This is a genomic window from Starkeya sp. ORNL1 (genome assembly GCF_012971745.1).
Taxonomy (GTDB): Bacteria; Pseudomonadota; Alphaproteobacteria; order Rhizobiales; family Xanthobacteraceae; genus Ancylobacter.
In genome coordinates this window covers 589,994-609,199 of the sequence record NZ_CP048834.1, presented here as the reverse complement: position 1 = coordinate 609,199, position 19,206 = coordinate 589,994, and the positions used below count along the sequence as shown (strand labels likewise).

15 protein-coding genes, 1 tRNA gene and 1 pseudogene are annotated in these 19,206 nt (G+C 66.3%); 9 read left to right on the top strand and 8 right to left on the bottom strand.

What is annotated here, in order from left to right:
* Window positions 1–64: 64 nt before the first annotated feature.
* Window positions 65–2,971: an excinuclease ABC subunit UvrA gene (uvrA, locus tag G3545_RS02975; protein WP_170009699.1), complete on the top strand. Its 2,907-nt coding sequence runs from the start codon at window positions 65–67 to the stop codon at window positions 2,969–2,971.
* A 60-nt stretch (window positions 2,972–3,031) separates the two neighbouring features.
* Here uvrA and G3545_RS02970 read toward each other — a convergent pair whose 3' ends face one another.
* Window positions 3,032–4,117, bottom strand: a complete 1,086-nt coding sequence (locus tag G3545_RS02970; RefSeq protein ID WP_170017873.1) for a COX15/CtaA family protein — start codon at window positions 4,115–4,117, stop codon at window positions 3,032–3,034.
* Between the two features lie 190 nt (window positions 4,118–4,307).
* Between G3545_RS02970 and G3545_RS02965 the strand changes: the two genes are divergently transcribed.
* Complete coding sequence (locus tag G3545_RS02965) at window positions 4,308–4,556, top strand: DUF2842 domain-containing protein (RefSeq protein ID WP_170009697.1); 249 nt, start codon at window positions 4,308–4,310, stop codon at window positions 4,554–4,556.
* On the opposite strand, the gene G3545_RS02960 is transcribed toward G3545_RS02965, so the two are convergent.
* A complete protein-coding gene (locus tag G3545_RS02960; protein ID WP_246702666.1) occupies window positions 4,510–5,577 on the bottom strand; it encodes a polysaccharide deacetylase family protein in 1,068 nt (355 codons plus the stop codon). The two genes, G3545_RS02965 and G3545_RS02960, sit on opposite strands and share 47 nt — an antisense overlap.
* Before the next feature lie 303 nt (window positions 5,578–5,880).
* On the opposite strand from G3545_RS02960, the gene G3545_RS02955 reads away from it, so the two are divergent.
* The gene (locus G3545_RS02955) at window positions 5,881–7,050 is read left to right on the top strand and encodes a GNAT family N-acetyltransferase (protein WP_170009695.1); all 1,170 of its coding nucleotides are present in this window, start codon (window positions 5,881–5,883) and stop codon (window positions 7,048–7,050) included.
* 6 nt (window positions 7,051–7,056) lie between these two features.
* Here G3545_RS02955 and G3545_RS02950 read toward each other — a convergent pair whose 3' ends face one another.
* Entirely contained in the window at window positions 7,057–9,234 is a 2,178-nt protein-coding gene (locus G3545_RS02950) for an exopolysaccharide transport family protein (protein WP_170009693.1), read from the bottom strand.
* Between the two features lie 120 nt (window positions 9,235–9,354).
* On the opposite strand from G3545_RS02950, the gene G3545_RS02945 reads away from it, so the two are divergent.
* The 4 genes from G3545_RS02945 to G3545_RS02930 all read left to right on the top strand — a co-directional run bounded on the left by G3545_RS02945 (window position 9,355) and on the right by G3545_RS02930 (window position 13,207).
* Entirely contained in the window at window positions 9,355–9,909 is a 555-nt protein-coding gene (locus G3545_RS02945; protein WP_170009691.1) for a polysaccharide biosynthesis/export family protein, read from the top strand.
* Entirely contained in the window at window positions 9,909–11,036 is a 1,128-nt protein-coding gene (locus tag G3545_RS02940; protein WP_170009689.1) for a glycosyltransferase family 4 protein, read from the top strand. Before G3545_RS02945 ends, G3545_RS02940 begins: the two co-directional genes overlap by 1 nt.
* A gap of 141 nt (window positions 11,037–11,177) precedes the next feature.
* Window positions 11,178–12,710, top strand: a complete 1,533-nt coding sequence (locus G3545_RS02935) for an undecaprenyl-phosphate glucose phosphotransferase (protein WP_170009687.1) — start codon at window positions 11,178–11,180, stop codon at window positions 12,708–12,710.
* A gap of 245 nt (window positions 12,711–12,955) precedes the next feature.
* On the top strand, window positions 12,956–13,207 hold the full coding sequence (locus G3545_RS02930; RefSeq protein WP_170009685.1) for a hypothetical protein: 252 nt from the start codon (window positions 12,956–12,958) through the stop codon (window positions 13,205–13,207).
* A gap of 340 nt (window positions 13,208–13,547) precedes the next feature.
* Here the strand turns inward: G3545_RS02930 and G3545_RS02925 are convergent, their stop codons facing one another.
* Both G3545_RS02925 and G3545_RS02920 read right to left on the bottom strand, forming a co-directional pair.
* On the bottom strand, window positions 13,548–14,435 hold the full coding sequence (locus tag G3545_RS02925; protein WP_170009683.1) for a hypothetical protein: 888 nt from the start codon (window positions 14,433–14,435) through the stop codon (window positions 13,548–13,550).
* Window positions 14,436–14,688: 253 nt separating this feature from the next.
* Window positions 14,689–14,766, bottom strand: a tRNA-Pro gene (locus G3545_RS02920).
* Between the two features lie 95 nt (window positions 14,767–14,861).
* Between G3545_RS02920 and G3545_RS02915 the strand changes: the two genes are divergently transcribed.
* On the top strand, window positions 14,862–15,527 hold the full coding sequence (locus G3545_RS02915; protein WP_170009681.1) for a nitroreductase: 666 nt from the start codon (window positions 14,862–14,864) through the stop codon (window positions 15,525–15,527).
* Here G3545_RS02915 and G3545_RS02910 read toward each other — a convergent pair.
* On the bottom strand, window positions 15,500–17,038 hold the full coding sequence (locus G3545_RS02910; protein ID WP_170009679.1) for an aldehyde dehydrogenase family protein: 1,539 nt from the start codon (window positions 17,036–17,038) through the stop codon (window positions 15,500–15,502). The genes G3545_RS02915 and G3545_RS02910 overlap by 28 nt on opposite strands.
* A gap of 445 nt (window positions 17,039–17,483) precedes the next feature.
* On the opposite strand from G3545_RS02910, the gene G3545_RS02905 reads away from it, so the two are divergent.
* The gene (locus G3545_RS02905) at window positions 17,484–17,831 is read left to right on the top strand and encodes a septal ring lytic transglycosylase RlpA family protein (RefSeq protein WP_206151437.1); all 348 of its coding nucleotides are present in this window, start codon (window positions 17,484–17,486) and stop codon (window positions 17,829–17,831) included.
* 777 nt (window positions 17,832–18,608) lie between these two features.
* Here the strand turns inward: G3545_RS02905 and G3545_RS29560 are convergent.
* Together G3545_RS29560 and G3545_RS02895 are read right to left on the bottom strand one after the other, a co-directional pair.
* A pseudogene (locus G3545_RS29560) lies at window positions 18,609–18,863 on the bottom strand (MerR family transcriptional regulator); the annotation flags it as partial.
* Window positions 18,864–18,883: 20 nt separating this feature from the next.
* Complete coding sequence (locus G3545_RS02895; RefSeq protein WP_170009674.1) at window positions 18,884–19,186, bottom strand: integration host factor subunit alpha; 303 nt, start codon at window positions 19,184–19,186, stop codon at window positions 18,884–18,886.
* Between the last annotated feature and the right edge of the window lie 20 nt (window positions 19,187–19,206).

Sequence of the window (19,206 nt, the reverse complement as noted above, 5' to 3'; positions counted from 1 at the left end):
GCCCATCTGTCGAGCCGGAATGAAGAATCTGCCGAGCCGAACGAAGAGCCCAGGAAAGACCGGAATGAAGGATCGCGTGGACACTCCCCGCCGCGATGCCCGCGTGATCTCGATCCGCGGCGCGCGCGAGCACAATCTCAAGAATGTCGACCTCGAAATCCCCCGCGACAGCCTTGTCGTCTTCACCGGCCTCTCCGGCTCCGGCAAGTCGTCGCTTGCCTTCGACACCATCTATGCCGAAGGCCAGCGCCGCTATGTGGAAAGCCTCTCGGCTTATGCCCGCCAGTTCCTGGAGATGATGCAGAAGCCGGACGTCGACCAGATCGACGGCCTCTCGCCGGCCATCTCCATCGAGCAGAAGACCACCTCGAAGAATCCGCGCTCTACGGTCGGCACCGTCACCGAGATCTATGACTATATGCGCCTGCTCTGGGCGCGGGTCGGCGTGCCCTATTCGCCGGCCACGGGCCTGCCGATCGAGAGCCAGACGGTCAGCCAGATGGTCGACCGCGTGCTGGCGCTGCCGGAGAAGACCCGGCTGTTCCTGCTGGCGCCGGTGGTGCGCGGGCGCAAGGGCGAATACCGCAAGGAACTCGCCGAGTTCCAGAAGAAGGGCTTCCAGCGCGTCAAGATCGACGGCACCTTCCACGAGATCGCCGACGCCCCGGCGCTCGACAAGAAGCTGAAGCACGACATCGACGTGGTGGTGGACCGCCTCGTGGTGCGCGCCGACATTGCCGGTCGCCTCGCGGATTCGCTGGAGACGGCGCTCGGCCTCGCCGACGGTATCGCTGTGATGGAGTATGCCGACGAAACCGAGGCGGACGGCTCGCCCAGGCGCATATTGTTCTCGGAGAAGTTCGCCTGCCCGGTCTCCGGCTTCACCATTTCAGAGATCGAGCCGCGGCTGTTCTCGTTCAACAATCCGTTCGGCGCCTGCCCGGTGTGCGACGGCCTCGGCCATGAAAGCAAGATCGATCCCGAACTGGTGGTGCCGGACAAGTCGCGCACCTTGAAGCAGGGCGCGCTGGCGCCCTGGGCCAAGTCGACCTCGCCCTATTACGGCCAGACGCTCGACGCGCTCTCCCGCCATTACGGCTTCAAGCTGACCACAGCGTGGAACGAACTGCCGGAGAAGGCGCGCAACGTCATTCTCTACGGCTCGGGCTCGGACGCGGTGCGCTTCGTCTATGATGACGGGATGCGCGCCTACGAGACCTCGAAGACCTTCGAGGGCATCATCACCAATCTCGAGCGGCGCTGGCGCGAGACCGAGAGCGACTGGGCGCGCGAGGAAATCGGCAAGTATTTCTCCGCGGTGCCCTGCGCCGCCTGCCATGGCTACCGGCTGAAACCCGAGGCGCTGGCCGTGAAGATCGCCGGCAGCCATATCGGTGAAGCCGCGCGGCTCTCTGTGCGCGGGGCGCTCGAGTGGTTCGGCGCGCTGCCCGGCCAGCTCACCGACAAGCAGAACGAGATCGCGGTGCGCATCCTGAAGGAGATACGCGAGCGCCTCGCCTTCCTGCTCGATGTCGGGCTGGATTACCTCACCCTCGCCCGCGGCTCCGGCACGCTGTCCGGCGGCGAGAGCCAGCGCATCCGTCTCGCCAGCCAGATCGGCTCCGGCCTGACGGGCGTGCTCTATGTGCTGGACGAGCCCTCGATCGGCCTGCACCAGCGCGACAATGAGCGCCTGCTCGGCACGCTCCGGCGGCTGCGCGACCTCGGCAACACCGTGATCGTGGTCGAGCATGATGAGGACGCCGTGCTCGCTGCCGACTATGTGGTCGATGTCGGCCCCGGCGCCGGCGTGCATGGCGGCCAGATCGTGGCGCAGGGCACGCCGGCGGACATCCTGGCCCATCCGGACTCGCTCACCGGCAAATACCTCACCGGAGAGATGAGCGTGCCGGTGCCGAAGCGGCGCAAGCCGAACACCAAGCGCATGCTCAAGGTGATCGGCGCGCGCGGCAACAATCTGAAGGACGTCAGCGCCGAGATACCGCTCGGCCTGTTCACTGCGGTCACCGGTGTCTCCGGCGGCGGCAAGTCGACCCTGCTGGTCGACACGCTCTACAAGGCGGTGGCCCGCCGGCTGAACGGTGCCTCCGATCCGCCCGCGCCACATGATCGCATCGAGGGGCTGGAGCATCTCGACAAGGTGATCGATATCGACCAGTCGCCGATCGGGCGCACCCCGCGGTCGAACCCGGCGACCTATACCGGCGCCTTCACTCCGATCCGCGAATGGTTCTCCGGGCTGCCGGAGGCCAAGGCGCGCGGTTACGGCCCGGGGCGTTTCTCCTTCAATGTGAAGGGCGGACGCTGCGAGGCCTGCCAGGGCGACGGCGTCATCAAGATCGAGATGCACTTCCTGCCCGACGTCTACGTCACATGCGATGTCTGCAAGGGCAAGCGCTACAATCGCGAGACGCTGGAGGTCACCTTCAAGAACAAGTCGATCGCCGACGTGCTCGACATGACGGTCGACGAGGGCGCCGAGTTCTTCAAGGCGGTGCCGGCGGTGCGCGAGAAGCTGGAGACGCTGTCACGCGTCGGCCTCGGCTATATCCATGTCGGCCAGCAGGCCAATACGCTGTCCGGCGGCGAGGCGCAGCGGGTGAAGCTGTCGAAGGAGCTGTCGCGCCGCGCCACCGGGCGCACGCTCTATATCCTCGACGAGCCGACCACTGGCCTGCATTTCCACGACGTCGCCAAGCTCATGGAGGTGCTCCACGAACTGGTGGAGCAGGGCAATACGGTGGTGGTGATCGAGCACAATCTCGAAGTCATCAAGACCGCGGACTGGGTGATCGATCTCGGCCCCGAAGGCGGCGATGGCGGCGGCGAGATTGTCGCGGCCGGCCCGCCGGAGGCGATCGCCAAGGAGAAGCGCAGCCACACCGGCCGCTTCCTCGCCGGGGTGCTGGCCCGCCGGCCGATGAAGCGCCGCTCCGAAGCGGCGGAGTAGCCGGCAGCGCGAATGTCGCGCTGTTTGAACATCCTTCGAGGCCCGGCGTTGCCGGGCACCTCAGGATGAGGTTGATCTTGAAAGAGCTACCTCATCCTGAGGTGCTCGCGCAGCGAGCCTCGAAGGATGCTCAAGCAGAGCCCCTCTTCGAGCCAGCCGCGCCGCGTGGATGGTCGCGGCGATCAGCACGATGGTCGCGCCGAACTGGTGCGTCAGTGCGATGTCGATCGGCACCTGGTGGATCAGCGTCATGATGCCGAGGAAGGCCTGCGCCGTGACAAGGCCGAACAGCAGCAGCGCCCGCCGCTCCGCCGGCCCGCCGAAGCGCCGTGCATCCAGCCAGTGCAGCAGCGTGAGCCCCCACAGCGCATAGGCGACCATGCGGTGGTCGAACTGCACGGTCATCGCATTCTCGAAGAAATTCCGCCACGCCGGCTGCTGCACCAGCAACTGCTCCAGCGGCGGGATGAAGTGCCCGTCCATCAGCGGCCAGGTGGTGAAGGTGAGGCCGGCATCGAGGCCGGCCACTAGCCCGCCCAGGAAGATCTGCACCAGCACCAGCACCGGCAGCGCGATGCCAAGACCGCGCACCCGCCCGCACTCGGGCTCGGACCCGGCACGCGGGCGCAATCCATCGGCAACGATGAGCGTGGCGACAAGAATGGTGCACGCCAGCGTCAGGTGGATGGCGAGGCGGTACTGGCTGACATCGACGCGGGTGGCGAGGCCTGAGGAGACCATCCACCAGCCGACCGCGCCCTGCAGTCCGCCGAGCACGAACAGGCCGGCGAGCCGCCAGCCGAGCGCGCGGCCGATCAGGCCGCGCCACGCGAAGAACAGGAACGGCAGTAGGAACACGAAGCCGATCAGGCGACCGAGCAACCGATGTGCCCATTCCCACCAGAAGATGGTGCGGAATTCGCTGAGACTCATGCCCTTGTTTAGGATCTGATATTGCGGGATCTGCTGGTACTTCTGGAATTCGGCCTGCCAGGCGGCATCCGACAGCGGCGGCAGCATGCCGGTCACCGGCTTCCATTCGGTGATGGAGAGACCGGATTCGGTCAGGCGCGTCGCGCCGCCGACCACCACCATCAGCACGATGAGCGCAGCAATCGCATAGAGCCAGAGCCGCACCGGGCGCATCCGGTCTGTCGTCGCCAAATCCTGTCCTGCCAATTCCCGCGCTCCTCGCCGCCGCCCCCGCTTCAGCATCACGCCTGCCTGATCGAGCTTCCGCCCAGGCGGCGCGAGCGATATAGAGCCCCATTGTTGCGCGCAACGGGACCAAATGTCCTGTGCGTCGCTGCAGGATCAACTTCATGGGAGCAAGCTGATGGCAGGGACCGCGAGCCAAAGTGCGCTGCCGCCTCGCTTGCGCAAGCTCATCGGCACGGTGCTGATGATCATTCTGGTGCTGGTCTGGGCGCTCGGCGCCATGGCACTGGCGCAGGGTCGCGTCACCGAATTGCCCGGTTATCTGCAGTTCGTGGCCTATGTCGTGCTGGGTCTCGGCTGGGTGGTGCCGGCCGGGCTGCTCATACGCTGGATGCTGAAGGGCGACGTGCGTCCCGAAACGCTGTGAGCGCTCGGAACGGCAAGCCGGACAGCAGCGCCTCGACATAACGCGGCTTCTGGTAGAGCCCATTGAGCGAGATGCGTGGCAGGTAAAGTGGATCGGCATCCGGCCCGAGGACGCCCGGCCGGGTCGTCACCGCGGTCTCGAAGCCGATCTTGCGGGCCATGGCGAACTCGCGCTCCCCCGCTGAGGTAGGATCGCCGATCGGATAGGCGAAGCTCGTCGGCATGCGCCCGAGCTTCTCGCCGATGATCTCCCGGCTGCGGCGCATCTCCGTCTCGGCCTCGGCTTCCGGCAGCTTGGCGAGGCGCGGATGGCTCACCGTATGGGCGCCGATGGTCACCAGCGGATCGGCGGCCAGCCGCTTCAATTCGTCCCAGCCCATGCAGAGCTCGCGGGCGAAGCTGCGCATGTCGACGCCGTAGCGCACCGCGAGATCGCGCACGCTGGCGAGCAATTGCACCTCGTCAAGCGCCCGCAGCCGCCAATAGAGCGCCTGATGGCAGCGCACCTTCGCCGCATCGCTCCGGCAATCATAGAGCTCGACCCCTTGGCCGAGATCGAACGAGATCTGATCCGACGAGGCGATCGCCCGCTCGAGGGCGAGCCACCACATCTCCCCGGTGTGGTCGGCGAAGCGTGTGGCGACGAACAGCGTCCACGGCACTTTGTGCCGGGTGAGGATGGACTCCGCATAGGCGACATTGTCGCGATAGCCGTCATCAAAGGTCAGGCACACGAAGCGCCGCTCCGAACGGCCGGCCAGCAGCCGCGCGCGGGCCTCGGCGAGGCTGACGAACTCGATGCCGCGCTGGGCGAGCCTGCCGAGCAAGGCGTCGAGGAAGTCCGGGGTGATCTCCAGGATGCGGTTGGGCTGAAAGGCGCCGCTGCGCGCCGGGCGCACATGGTGCAAGGTGAGGATCGCGCCGAGCCCGCCGGTGTGGGGGGCGGCGAGCCGCGCCGCACCGGAAAGCGAAAGCCCTTCCAGCGCGAGGCGATACAACAAATAGCGCGCCTGGCCTTTCAAGCCGCTTACTCCTGCGACCCATCCGTGGGGACAACGGACTGTCGCCGATTTCGTGCCATGCCAAGTCTTCACAAATCGCTAGCGGGGACCCGCTGGCGGCAGCAGCGGTCATTGCACGTTCCAGTAGACTGCCCGTTAACCGCGTGCACCAACTCGATTTGCAATTTAGTGGCAAATTAGCGGCATTTATGGACTAGTATCCGTACTGAGAATGGACCGTACGCGTCGACGGGCCGACGCTTGCCGCGTGGGTCTCCTCGCGATCGACCCGCCTTCCATTGTGCAACGGAGCATGCGGCCCACATGTCCTTGACCGCCGACGCCCTGGACATGCTGAGCGAGGCGCAGTCTGGCGCCGCCATTACCCGCGTCGCCGTGCACGACGGTTTCGACGCGGCAGGCGAGGCGTGGCGCCACCTCGAGCATACCGGCCTGCTCACGCCCTATCAGCACCGCTCATTTGTCGAGACATGGTGGCGCGAGATCGGGTGTCAGCAAGGCATTGATCCGCTCATCGCCGTCGGCCATGGTCCCCAGGACGAGCCAGCCTTTCTCTGGCCGCTCGGCTGGCGCCGGCGCGGTGCCCTCGCCATTGCCGAGCCACTCGGCGGCAAGCACGCCAATTTCCATTTCGGCCCGTGGTCCGATGCCGCGCTCGGTGCCGGCCGACCGGCTCTCGAAGCGGCACTCGTCAAGCTGCATCGCGCCGCGCCGCAGATCGACGTGTTGACGCTGTCGAACCAGGCGGTGGAATGGCGCGGCCGGCGCAACCCGTTCGCGCTGCTCGCCGGCGCCCTGCCCTCGCCGTCCGATGCCTATCGCGTCCGGCTCGATGCCGATCCCGAGGCCTATCTGCGCCGCGTGCTGAGCCACGATGCGCGCAAGCAGGTACGGGCCAAGACCCGCAAGTTCGAATCGATGCCCGGCTTCCGTGTCACACGCGCCGAAGGGTATGCCGAGACCACCATGCTGCTCGACGCCTTCCTCAGCCAGAAGGCGGCGCAGTTCGCGCAGATGGGCGTGCCCGACCCGTTCGCGGCCCCGGGCACCCGCGCTTTCCTCGACACGCTGACCGACACGTCGCTCGACCTCTACGGGCTTCATGTCGACGGCGCGCCGATCGCCGTGTTCGGCGGCATCGGCGACGGGCGCCGCTTCTCCGGCATGTTCATGTCCTACAGCGCCTGCTGCCATGCCCGACTGACGCCGGGCTATGTGCTCACCGCCCATGTCGTCGCCGACCTGTGCCGCCGCGGTTATGAGAGCTTCGACCTCGGTGTCGGCGAGGCCCGCTACAAGACGCATTTCTGCAACGAGACGGAAAGCCTGGTCGATGTGGTGATCCCGCTCAGCATTACCGGGCGGCTCTATGCCATCGCCGACCGCGAGGCCCGCCGCGCCAAGCGCGCCGTCAAGCGCTCGCCGCTGCTCTGGAACGCGCTCGCGAAGATCCGCCGGCTGCGCGCGATCTGACGCCGATCACGCCGCCGCTTCCTCGACCGCGGGCTCCGCCGTCGCCTCGTCGCGGGCGAAGGTGACCATGGCGATCTCGCCGAAGCCGCGCGCCGCCAGCGTATCGAACGCCTCCACCGCATCGGTCGCCGAGCCGTCGGGGCGCGTCACCAGAATCAGCGTCGGCTTCAGCGCCGCGATCTTGCCGGCTCCGACCGCCATGCCGAGCGGCGGCGCGGCGACCACCACATGATCATAGGTCTGCGCCAGGGCGCTGAGGATCAGGATCAGCCGATCGGCGGCGACCAGCCCGTCGGCGTCGCGCGAGCCGCGCCCCGGCGGGATCAGATGGCTGCGCGAAGCGTTGTCGCGATGGATCGTCTCGGAGAAGCTCGCCACCGCGAACAACAGATCGGTGAGGCCGGGCGCGCGTTCGTCGAGGCCGAGCGCATTGAGCGCTTCGGACGAGACGTCGAGGCAGACCAGCACGACGCGGCGCTCCGGAGCGGCGAGCGAGCGGGCGAGCGCCAAGGCGCAGCGCGCGACGCCCTCGTCCGGTTCCGGGCCGGTGACGATGACCAGCCGCGCACCCTCGCCGCGCAGTTCGACGAGCCGCGACAGGTCGGCCAGCCTGGTCTCCGCCATCGCCTCGGCGCGGGCAGCCCCCGCCTCCGGCACGTCGGAACCCGGCGAGCCGATCCACGGCAGATGATGCGGGCCGTCGCCTTGCACCGGTCCCGGCACCGGTGAGGGCGCGTCCGGTTCATCATCCTCGCTCGGCGCCGCCGCCATGAGCACGCCGATCGCCGAGAGCGCGGCGGCGAGCAGCATCATCGCCAGCGCCGCCATCAATATGATCGGCAGCTTCTTCGGATAGGTCGGCTCGATCGCCGCGCTGGCCATCGAGATGATGCGCGCATCCGGCTGCACCGAGGCCGGATCGCTGCGCGAGGCGGCGTCGCGGTAGCGGCCGAGGAAGCTCTCCAGCAGGTCGCGCTGCGCCCTCGCCTCGCGCTCCAGCGCGCGCAGCTCGACGTCCTGCCCGCCGGCGGTGGCTGCCTGCTGCTTGATCTGGTCGAGCTGGTTCGACACCGCATCCACCCGCGCCCCCGCGAGCTTGGCGCTGTCTTCGAAGCTGCGCACCATGGTCATCGCCTCGGCACGGATCTGGCCGTCGAGATCGGCGATCTGGGCGCGCAACTCCTTGATGCGGGGATGGCGCGCCAGCAGCGTCGCCGATTGCTCGGCGAGCGCGGCGCGCAGCATGATGCGGCGCTCGACCAGAGCGCGGATCAGGTCGGAATTCAGTACCTCGGAGACCTCGATGGCGCCGCCATTGCGCAGTTGCGCGCGGATCGCCGCCGCCTTGCTCTCGGCTTCCGCCTTCTGCGCCTGCGCCGAAGTGAGCTGCGTGCTGAGCTCGCCAAGCTGCTGCGCGGTCAGCGTGGTGCCATTGGCGCCGACATAGAGATTGGCCTTGGAGCGGAAAGCCTCGACCTTGGCCTCGGCGTCCCCCACCTTGGTGCGCAGCGCCTCGATCTCGGTAGCCAGCCACTGCGTGCTCTGGCGCGTCGCATTGGCGCGCGAGACCTGCTGGAGCTTGAGATAATCCTCGGCGAAGGCATTGGCGATGCGGGCGGAAAGCTCCGGATCGGGCGAGGAATAGTCGATGGCGATGACGCGCGAGCGCTCGAAATTATAGACGTTGAGATTCTTCGCCAGCACCGCGAGCGCGGCGTCCTCACGCGTCGTCTGCGAGGCCTCGCGACGGATCCCGGCCATGCCGAGCAGCCGCGACAGGAAGCCCGGCTGCGGCGCGAATTCCGGCCGTTCGTCGAGCTTCAGGTCGCGCACCACCTGGCGGGCGAGATCGCGCGAGAGGATGACCTGCACCTGGCTCTGCACCGCTTCGGGCTCGACCACCGAGCGCTCGTCGCCGGCGCCCTGCTCGCTCTGCGGGCGATTGAAGACGGTCTGCCCGCTTTCGATCAGCAGCCGCGCCTCGGAAGAATAATAGGGCGTGACCATATTCACCGCGACCGCAGCGATTACCGCCGCCAGCACGGTCGGGATCAGGATCCGCCAGCGTCGCGCCCATAGATGCCGGCCGAGCGCGCCGACATCGATCGCACGCTCGCGCTCGCTCATCGGCGGGCTCGCCTCGGAACTGGTATCTGCAGGAATCGGCTGATCATCGCGCACCATGGCTCAATCTATGAAGCGCTATGGTTTCCATGTTGTTAAGGATGGCGCGCAGAATGGTTACCATTCATTAACCATGCGGACGCACTACTCGGGCAAGCTCTCGCGAAGCAGGGATTCCCGATGTTCAGTCGTTGCGCCGTCGTGGTGCTCGGCCTCCTTCTGGCGGCATGCGCGACGCGCGGCCCCGCCGTGGTCGCCGTCAGCCCCGCCTTCGAGGCGCCCTATACGCTCGATGCCGGCGATCGGCTTCGTGTCGTGGTGTTCGGCCAGCCCGGCCTGACCAACTCCTATTCGGTCGATGCCTCGGGCAAGATCGCCATGCCGCTGATCGGCCTCGTCGACGCGCGCGGCAGCACCGTGGCGGAACTGCAGAAGGACATCCAGGCCAGATTGCGCCAAGGATACATGCGCGAGCCCAATGTCGCGGTCGAGGTCGAGACCTACCGGCCCTTCTTCATCCTCGGCGAGGTGGTGCAGTCCGGGCAGTACCCTTACGTCGCCAATCTTACTGTGGAGACGGCGGTCGCGATTGCTGGCGGATTCTCGCCGCGCGCAGTAAAGACATCCGCCACCATATCGCGCAACATAGAGGGGCAAGTGGTTACCGCCACCGTACCCTCGACCTATCCCGTCCGCCCGGGCGACACCATCAACATACAGGAACGCTGGTTCTGATGAGCGCGGACCCCGACCGCCCACTGCGCATCCTTCACGTGTTGCGCGCGCCGGTGGGCGGCCTGTTCCGTCACGTCATGGACCTGGCCTCCGCCCAGGCGGCGCGTGGCCACAAGGTGGGATTGCTTGCCGATTCCATCACCGGCGGCGGGCGCGCCGACGAGGCGCTGGCACGCATCGCGCCCGAGCTCGCGCTCGGCATCGACCGCATCCCCATGGACCGCCTGCCGAGCCGGCGCGATCTGCGCGGCATCTCGCTGGCGGCGCGGCGGGCGAAGATGGTGCGCGCCGACATCGTGCACGGCCACGGCGCCAAAGGCGGGCTGTTCGCCCGGCTCGGCGGCGGCAAGGCGCTGAAAGCCTATACACCACACGGCGGCAGCCTGAACTATTCGAAGTGGACGCCGGGCGGCTTCCTCTATCTCGGCTGCGAGTCGCTGCTGCGCTTCCGCACCGATGTCTCGCTGTTCGAGAGCGAGTACGCCTCCAGCGTCTACCAGACCAAGGTCGGCAAGCCGCGTGGCATTGCCCGGGTGGTGCATAACGGCATATCGGCGGGCGAGTTCGAACCCGCGCTGCCGGTTCCGGAAGCCAGCAACCTGGTCTTTGTCGGCGAACTGGCGCGGCGCAAGGGCGTCGACATCCTGCTCCAGGCGCTCGCCGAGCTGAACCGCCAGGGCCGCACCGTAACGCTTACCGCGGTCGGCTCCGGCCCGGAGGAAGACGAGTTGCGGGCACTGGCGAACGAGCTCGGGCTTGCCAACCAGGTCCGTTTCCTGCCGCCGATGAATGCGCGCCAGGCTTTCTCGCTCGGCCGCGTGCTGGTGGTGCCCTCCCGCGCCGAGTCCCTGCCCTACATCGTGCTCGAAGGCGTTGCCGCCAGCATGCCGATCATCGCCTGCAATGTCGGCGGCATACCGGAGATCTTCGGCGCATATGCCGATGCGCTGGTGCCGGCGGGCGATCCGGACGCTCTCGCCGGCGCCATCGGCACCGATCTCGGCACGCTGACCGCACGCACGCTGCGCGTCCGCGCCCGGGTCCGCAGTTCCTTCAGCACCGAAGCCATGTGCGACGGCATCATGAGCGCCTATCGCGAAGGCCTTGCGGCACGCAGATCCCGTTAGGGTCCGGTTACCGTCAAACCTCACGCTTCGGATTAAGGCTTCCGTGACCCGGTTGCGCTAGGATGCGTTCAAATAATGAGCGCGCGGCAGCTCTCGCATGCCGATGCGGCAGAAGACGCATCCCGACGGGAGCTGGCCGGAATGATGGAATATTCCCCGCGCGACGCGCTGCGCGCCGCAGGGCCGGCGGGCGCTGTGCGCGCCGGCAGCGCCGCGCGCGAGCTTGGCGACCTCGCACGCGAGATCGCCGCGCGTCCGGTGGTGCCGGCCCTCTCCCGCGTAGTGCTGGCCGGGGCGATGCGCCTCGTCGACTTCCTGCTCCTCGTCCTCGTCGGCATAGCGTTGCACATCGCCTATGTGATGCCGACCTATGGCCTCGACCCGGCCTATCCGGTCGCCATCCTCGCGCTGTCGCTGCTGGCGGTGCTGCTGTTCCACATCGCCGGCGCCTATGAGGTCGGCTCGCTGCGCTTCATCGCCCCGCAGCTCGGGCGCATCACCATCGCCTGGCTCGTCGCCTTCGCATTTGGGCTCGCGGTGGTGTTCTTCGCCAAGCTGGAAGGCACCTATTCCCGCGTCTGGCTCATCGCCTGGTTCGTTGGCGGCCTGCTTGCCATCCTCGCGGCGCGGCTGGTGCTGGCGCGGCTGATCGCGCGCTGGATCGCGGAAGGCCGCCTCACCCGGCGCACCGTCATCGTCGGCGGCGGCACCAGCGCGGAGGAATTGATCGAGGCCCTGCAGCGCGACCGCCACGGCGATGTCGAGGTGATCGGCCTGTTCGACGACCGCAATGACGAACGCTCGCCCAATCTGGTGGCGGGTATCCCCAAGCTCGGCACGGTGGACGATCTCGTCGAGTTCGCTCGCCGCACCCGCATCGATCTGCTCATCGTCTCGCTGCCGGTGACGGCGGAAGAGCGCGTGCTGCACATGGTCGGCAAGCTCTGGGTGCTGCCGGTCGATGTGCGGCTCTCCGCCCACACCAGCCGGCTGCGGCTGCGCCCGCGCTCCTACTCCTATGTCGGCACGGTGCCGGTGCTCGACATCTATGACAAGCCGATCGCCGATTGGGACGTGGTGCAGAAATGGCTGTTCGACCGCATCGTCGGCGGGCTGCTGCTGGTGCTGCTCTCCCCCGTGATGCTGGCGGTGGCGATCGCGGTGAAGCTCGGCAGCGCCGGGCCGGTGTTTTTCCGCCAGCGCCGCTACGGCTTCAACAACGAGCTGATCGAGGTGTTCAAGTTCCGCTCCATGTATGTCGAGCAGAGCGACGTCACCGCCTCGAAGCTCGTCACCAAGGGCGATCCGCGCGTCACCCGCGTCGGCCGCTTCATCCGCAAGACCAGCCTCGACGAGCTGCCCCAGCTCATCAATGTCGCGGTGTTCGGCAATCTCTCCCTCGTCGGCCCGCGCCCGCACGCTTTGCACGCCAAGGCCGAGAACCGGCTCTATGACGAGGTGGTGGACGGCTATTTCGCCCGCCATCGGGTGAAGCCCGGCATCACCGGCTGGGCGCAGATCAATGGCTGGCGCGGCGAGACCGACACCAGCGAAAAGATCCAGCGCCGCGTCGAGTATGACCTGTTCTACATCGAGAACTGGTCGGTGATGTTCGACATGCTGATCCTCGCCCGCACCCCGTTCGCGCTGCTGAAGAGCGAGAACGCGTACTGAGCGCGCCGGCTGCGGAATCGTCTACACAAATGAACTGAGGCGTTGACGTCACACCTGCCCGAAATCAGCCTCGCAAGGGTTCGGAAACCATGGTCGAGGAACTTCTCCCCTTGGTGAATTTGTCAAGGAATTGTAAATAAATACGTCGACGCGTTTGGGGGGCCTGGCGTCGACCCGCGGCGGCCGGCTTATTGCCAGATCGGCCGCCGCATCCGCGTCGGGCCTTCGGCACAGGCGTGCTGCTCATGCTGTACATCGTACCGCAACAACCCGGAACCGGCGCACAGATGCTGCGCCGCCTTGCCCGTCTGGAAGAGCAGATTATCAACGTCGACGCCCACATAACGCGTCAGTTGCTCATCGTGGCGCAACTGGAGCGCGCCGGCTTCCCCGCCCGCAGCGCCCGCGGCATCCTCGCCGGCTTCGACACGATCCGCGAAGAAAGCATCGCCGAGCGCGACCGCATCCGCGCGCTGCTGGATCAGGTCACGGGGTAGGGTTCTCTCGTCATCTCCGAGACCAACCTCGCCATATGCAATAGTCGCGTCGATGATTTGCACCGCGCGAGCTTGGTGCGTGGAAAACTGGCTGACCTCGACAAGCTGGATGCGGACGATGAGCGGGTCGCTTTTAGTTTAGCACAAGGTCGAGCAAATATCGGCGACCCTGAAGGAGCACGGCGAGGACATCGCAGAGTTCCAGACCTTCCGCAGGCATATCGGCGCCGTAGTCGCGGTCGCCCGCATCGCCGTGTCGATCGTCGTCGCTGGCGGCGGCTGGCTGCTCACCCAGCTCTGGGATCAGCTGGCAGCATGGGGCGGCGGATTGTGGAGTCACTCAATCGGATTTAGGGGGTGCGTTTGCCGAAATAAAGGGGCCATTCACCTCTGCGACTCCGGGCAATGAGCCCAATAATTCACGTATTATATGTGGGTCAAAAGATTGAGTTCTAGAAAAACTTACTCTCAGCTTTCCTGACGACCCGTTTACGGCAGTTGGCCTCGCGCCTCCACTTCTCAACGCGTCCATAATTTGCTTGTCATCTGGATCTTCTCCGGGAATCGGGACGATTTCAATAAAAGCCGTACTAGGCAAGTCTTTAAGCAGATCGTACCAATTCTTGCGCGGCATATGACTTAGCGCCTCGGAGCCGTTCTCGACGCGAGATACTCTCGCCGAAAGGGCCTCAATATCTCGCATGATCGTTTGCATCTCTGGCGTGGCGTGCTCAGCCAACTCGACGCGACCGCGCGTTCTCGTTACCGGGTTCTCCACTATATAATCCGGCGCAAGCGCTACGTTGATTTGATTTTTTAGCAACAGCTTCGCAGCCTCGATATCACGGGGACGAGAAATTGAGAATTTTATTGACCTGTACAGCAATACGTCGAACGGTATTCTTTCGCTCTCCAGCTGCAAATGAATTATTGGCTTCTGAGCGAGATGTCTTATCCCTATCTCATAAAACACATTTGGATTGAGAAATGAAAGATCCGCTATGACCAAATCTACATTCAGCAATCTGTCGATGATTTGAGAATCTATAAGGCCAGGAGTATTAATATCATCGGACCGTTCGACGTTGATGTCGCCGATATCATTCAGAACAGGCCGGATAATCATTTCGGCCACCCATTCCGCGTGAACGCGCTCGCGGCTGTCTGGCTCCCCAATCGGGCTCACGATAAAGCAACTCTTCGGCACAGCTTCCCCCTCTAGTTGCATTCATACTCACCCATCGGCTAGGCGCCTTCAATCTCAATCAGAGCACTCCCATGGCCCCTGCCCGGTTTCGCCGCGGCGGATGGCGCGCGCTTGCCGCCGCGCTGCTCGACGCCAAAGAATGGCATCGAAACGCACATGCCCCAATATTTTGGAGCTGCCGTTTCGGTGATCTGACGTTTTTTCGTTCCATTTTGGCGATCGGCGGGGCGTTCCGATCGGTGCCGATTTCCGCTGCAATATCAGAGCGGGTAAATGGTCGGAGTGGCGGGATTTGAACCCACGACCCCTAGTCCCCCAGACTAGTGCGCTAACCAGGCTGCGCTACACTCCGACGACCGGCGTCGACGTTATAGTGACAACACCCCCACCGCGCAACCGGCCGGAAAGGCGTACAAACACTGAAATGCGCGCCGCGGAGACCAATTGATGAACCACCATTCGCATCCTCAGCCCGAGCCGCTCGATTCGTCCGCGGGTCCGCTGATGATCCCGCCGGCCGAGGCGACGCTCGCCTTGCTGGAGGCGCGCCGCTCGGTGCCGCTGCGCACGCTCGCCGGCCCGGGCCCGACGCCGGACGAACTCGACCGGCTGATGCGCCTGGCCGCCCGCACGCCGGACCACGGCCGGCTCATACCCTGGCGCTTCATCCTGATCGAGGGTGAGGCGCGAGCTGAGCTCGGCGACCGGCTCGATGCGCTCTATGCAAGGCAGAACCCGGAGATGGCGGCGGGCAAGGGCGACATGTGGCGGCTCTATCTGGAGCGCGCGCCGCTTACCGTGGTGGTGGTCAGCCGGCCCGATCCGGCCTCCAAGGTGCCTGAGTGGAACCAGATGCTCTCCGCCGGCGCCGCCGGCATGGCGCTGACCGTTGCAGCCAGTGCCATGGGCTTCGCCACGCAATGGCTGCTGAAATGGCCGGGCCGCGATCCGCAGGCCGCCGCGCTGGTGGGCGTGCGCGCCGGCGAGAAGGTCGCCGGCTTCATCCATATCGGCCGGCCGCGCATGATCGCGCCGGACCGCCCTCGCCCGGCGCTGACCGATGTGGTGACCCGCTGGAGCGGGGATCAGTCGATGTCGAACGAAACGCCCTGAGCCAGCGGCAAGGCGCGCGAGTAGTTGATGGTGTTGGTGGCGCGCCGCATATAGGCCTTCCAGGCGTCGGAGCCGGACTCGCGCCCGCCGCCGGTCTCCTTCTCGCCGCCGAACGCGCCGCCGATCTCGGCCCCGGACGGGCCGATATTCACATTGGCGATGCCGCAATCCGAGCCCTCGGCGGACAGGAAGGCTTCCGCTTCGCGCAGGTCATTGGTGAAGATCGAGGATGACAGGCCCTGCGGCACGTCATTGTGCAGCTTGATCGATTCCTGCAGGCCGCCGCTGCGCAGCACATAGAGGATCGGCGCGAAGGTCTCCTGCCGCACGACGTCGGTCTGCTCGTCGATCTCGACCAGGGCCGGGGCGACATAATAGGCATCCGGCCAGCGCTCGGCATGCACCCGCTCGCCGCCATGCACCTTGGCGCCGGCCGCCCGCGCCGTATCGAGCGCGCGCTGCATGCCGGCATAGGCGGCCTCGTCGATCAGCGGGCCGATCAGCGTGCCGGCGACGCGCGGATCGCCGATCGATACCGAGCCGTAGGCCTTGGCGAGGCGCGGCACCAGATCGTCATAGACGCTCTCATGCACGATCAGCCGGCGCAGCGTGGTGCAGCGCTGGCCCGCCGTGCCCATGGCGGCGAAGGCGATGCCGCGCAAGGCAAGGCCAAGATCCGCCGATGGGCAGACGATGGCGGCATTGTTGCCGCCGAGCTCAAGGATGGAGCGGCCGAAGCGCTTGGCCACCCGCTCGCCGACGATGCGGCCCATGCGGGTCGAGCCGGTCGCCGACAGCACCGGCACGCGCGCGTCGTCCACCAGGGCGGCGCCGACATCGCCGGCGCCGATCAGCACCTGCGACAGCCCGGCCGGCGCATCGCCGAACCTGGCGGCGGCCTTCTCGAACAGCGCCTGCACGGCGAGCGCGGTCAGCGGTGTCTTCTCCGACGGCTTCCAGATCACACTGTTCCCGCAGACCAGCGCCAGCGCGGCGTTCCACGACCAGACCGCCACGGGGAAATTGAAGGCGGTGACGATGCCGACCGGCCCGATCGGGTGCCAGCTCTCCATCATGCGATGGCCCGGACGCTCCGAGGCGATGGTGAGGCCATAGAGCTGGCGCGAGAGACCGACCGCGAAATCGCAAATGTCGATCATCTCCTGCACTTCGCCGAGCCCTTCGGACGTCACCTTGCCGGCTTCCAGCGTCACCAGCCGGCCGAGCTCGGCCTTGTGGGCGCGCAATTCCTCGCCGATCAGGCGGACCAGTTCGCCGCGCCGCGGCGCCGGCACGGTGCGCCAGATGTGGAAGGCCTCGACCGAGCGGGTGACGGTGTCCGCGACCTCGGCCGGGCTGGCCTCGATGACGTGGGCGACGATCTCGCCGGTGATCGGAGAACGGGCCTGGCGGTTGCCGTTCTTCCAGAGGCTCGACGGCACGTCCAGGGCCAAGAGGAGGCCGGCAACGTCCTTGGCTGCGGGTTCGCCGGTGGTGACGCGTATGGTCATGGATCGCCTCCTATGCGTTCATCCCTGTCCATATCACCAGCGCGAGCCGGCGTGTAACCCCACCTTCGTGAGGTCAGGTCGGCGCCGGAACCTAACCCAGCGTCATGAGTTATTCGGAGTGGCGCAATGGCACTTCTCCGGCTCCCGCAGGCTATTTCCGGATGCTGAGATAGTGTTGCCGAAATGCCGCTAGACGAGCGGTTTCTATACTGGAAATGCAGCCGAAACTCTTCTCGCGATTGGCTCGGGCCGATGGCGAGACTACGGGAGTCTGGCTATGAAAATGGCTCTGGCATACGGAATATTCTACGGCGGAGTCAGCGAGCGGCTTACCATCGCCACAATTTCTTGTTCATCGACCGTTCATGGTTTCAACGGGAGAAGGACAGAAGCATTGAAGGCTTGGAAAAACGGACGCATCGCCGCTGCGGTTTTTACCGCCAGCATGATCTTCGCCGCCGCCGACAGCTCGGCATTCGCTGGCAGCGCCAAGCTTGGCGCCAGCAGCGGCATGGCTTCCTACTACGGATATGGCGGGCGCACCGCCAACGGCGAGCGTCACAGTGGCGCCGCGATGACCGCCGCGCACCGCACCCTTCCCTTCGGCACCAAGGTCCGCGTCACCAACACCTCGAACGGGCGTTCGGTCATCGTGCGGGTCAATGATCGCGGCCCCTTCGTGCGTGGCCGGGTGATCGACGTCTCGACTGCCGCCGCGGACGTGCTGGGCTTCCGCTCGCGCGGCGTCGCCAAGGTCGATCTCGCCGTGGTCAGCCAGAGCGCGGCCAATTAAGGCCTTTCAGCGCTCGTCCTCGAACGCCGCATCGAGCATCCGACGGCACTCCTGCAACTCATAGAGCGTTGCCTGGAGGCGCCGTATGTCGTCACGCGTGAGGTTCACGCGCGACGGCTCGGTGGCAGCCGTACGCCCGCGCGGCTCGGAAGCGCGGCTCTCGGCGTGGCGGGTTTCAGTCGGACGCGGCTCTGGGCGCGGCTCCGGCTGCCGTGCCGGCGTATAGGCGCGGGTCTCGCTCGGCGGCGTCCAGTCGGACGGCGGGCCGTAAGGCTGCGCGCGCAGTGGCATGAAGGACGGGTCCGCCCCGCGCGGGCGAACCGGCTCGCGATTTGGCTCGCGGCTGGGCTCGAAGCGCGCCGGCGCCGGTCGGAACGGGAAAGCCGGCATCGCGTCCACTGGGCCGTCCTCCTCGAACGGGCGATGCGCCTCACTCTCGCGAGCAGCTGGCGCCGCGTTGCGCGGATGCGCCGGCTCCGGTTGCCGTACCGGCGGCATGTCGACGATTTCCGGCAGTTCCTCGCGCGCGATCCGCGCGGAAGGCTCGTTGCGCTCGCCCTCGCGACCACGGCGCGTGGGCAGCAGGTTCAGAATGCCGCCCAGCGCCCCGCCACGCGGCTCGTCGTCGAGCGGCGCGCGCGCAGCACGGCGTTCGCCCGCATCCGCTGCCATGCCGGGGTGACCGGCATCGATGCCGAGATCCTCGAGATCCCGGCCGATGTCTTCGCCCATATCGGCGTCGGCGAGCCCGACATCGTCGGCCTCCAGCCACACCATCTGCACGAAGCGCGGCCCCTGCTCCTTCAGGATGCGCTGCACCCCGCGAATGGTGTAGCCCTCGCTGTAGAGCAGATGCCTTATGCCGCGCAGCAGCTCGATGTCGTCAGGGCGATAATAGCGCCGCCCGCCGCCGCGCTTGAGCGGGCGGATCTGCGGAAAGCGCGTCTCCCAGAAGCGCAGCACATGCTGCGGCAAATCGAGGTCGTCCGCGACCTCACTGATCGTGCGGAAGGCGTCGGGGCCTTTCTCCACGGCCAGCACCTCCTACCGGATCACTTCGCCGGTTCGGCGTTGATCTGCTGCTTGAGGATGTTGGATGGCTTGAACACCATCACGCGGCGCGGCGAGATCGGAACCTCCTCGCCGGTCTTCGGATTGCGGCCGACGCGCTCACCCTTCTGGCGCACCACGAAGGAGCCGAAGGAAGACAGCTTCACCGTCTCGCCCTTCGCCACGCAATCGGCGATCTCCGACAGCACCGTCTCGACCAGAGCAGCGGATTCCGTGCGGGAAAGGCCGACGCGCTGATACACGGCCTCGCAAAGATCCGCGCGCGTGATTGTCCGACCGGACATTATTCTCTCCACCCAATACG

Excerpts from the sequence above, each read along its gene's own strand:
- G3545_RS02905 (WP_206151437.1), top strand. The coding sequence starts at position 17,484 with ATGATCTTCGCCGCCGCCGACAGCTCGGCATTCGCTGGCAGCGCCAAG.
- uvrA (WP_170009699.1), top strand. The coding sequence starts at position 65 with ATGAAGGATCGCGTGGACACTCCCCGCCGCGATGCCCGCGTGATCTCG.
- G3545_RS02950 (WP_170009693.1), bottom strand. The coding sequence starts at position 9,234 with ATGGTGCGCGATGATCAGCCGATTCCTGCAGATACCAGTTCCGAGGCG.
- G3545_RS02945 (WP_170009691.1), top strand. The coding sequence starts at position 9,355 with ATGTTCAGTCGTTGCGCCGTCGTGGTGCTCGGCCTCCTTCTGGCGGCA.
- G3545_RS02935 (WP_170009687.1), top strand. The coding sequence starts at position 11,178 with ATGATGGAATATTCCCCGCGCGACGCGCTGCGCGCCGCAGGGCCGGCG.
- G3545_RS02895 (WP_170009674.1), bottom strand. The coding sequence starts at position 19,186 with ATGTCCGGTCGGACAATCACGCGCGCGGATCTTTGCGAGGCCGTGTAT.
- G3545_RS02910 (WP_170009679.1), bottom strand. The coding sequence starts at position 17,038 with ATGACCATACGCGTCACCACCGGCGAACCCGCAGCCAAGGACGTTGCC.
- G3545_RS02940 (WP_170009689.1), top strand. The coding sequence starts at position 9,909 with ATGAGCGCGGACCCCGACCGCCCACTGCGCATCCTTCACGTGTTGCGC.
- G3545_RS02930 (WP_170009685.1), top strand. The coding sequence starts at position 12,956 with ATGCTGTACATCGTACCGCAACAACCCGGAACCGGCGCACAGATGCTG.
- G3545_RS02915 (WP_170009681.1), top strand. The coding sequence starts at position 14,862 with ATGAACCACCATTCGCATCCTCAGCCCGAGCCGCTCGATTCGTCCGCG.
- G3545_RS02970 (WP_170017873.1), bottom strand. The coding sequence starts at position 4,117 with ATGCGCCCGGTGCGGCTCTGGCTCTATGCGATTGCTGCGCTCATCGTG.
- G3545_RS02965 (WP_170009697.1), top strand. The coding sequence starts at position 4,308 with ATGGCAGGGACCGCGAGCCAAAGTGCGCTGCCGCCTCGCTTGCGCAAG.
- G3545_RS02955 (WP_170009695.1), top strand. The coding sequence starts at position 5,881 with ATGTCCTTGACCGCCGACGCCCTGGACATGCTGAGCGAGGCGCAGTCT.
- G3545_RS02925 (WP_170009683.1), bottom strand. The coding sequence starts at position 14,435 with ATGCAACTAGAGGGGGAAGCTGTGCCGAAGAGTTGCTTTATCGTGAGC.